This is a genomic window from Candidatus Clostridium eludens (genome assembly GCF_045310515.1).
Classification (GTDB): Bacteria; Bacillota; Clostridia; order Clostridiales; family Clostridiaceae; genus Clostridium_B; species Clostridium_B eludens.
In genome coordinates, this window is the sequence record NZ_JBJHZX010000234.1 from 1 (window position 1) to 221 (window position 221).

The 221-nt window shown below is 37.6% G+C and carries 1 protein-coding gene; it reads right to left on the reverse strand.

Annotation, left to right across the window (positions count from 1 at the left end):
• The coding region (locus tag ACJDU8_RS25950) for a DapH/DapD/GlmU-related protein (protein ID WP_406795055.1) at positions 1 to 221 on the reverse strand (221 nt) is incomplete at both ends.

Sequence of the window (221 nt, forward strand, 5' to 3'; positions counted from 1 at the left end):
TCTTTTTCAGTAATCATTCGCACTGGTTTGCAAGGAACGCCATACGCAAGATAGTTGTTAGGAATATCCTTTGTTACTACACTGCCTGCTCCAATAACAGCATTATCGCCAATATGAACACCACCAATAATTACAACATTTGCAGCAATCCAAACATTATTTCCTATATGAATCTCTTCTGCATATTCGGACACCGAAATATGACCATCCAGATATTTCAT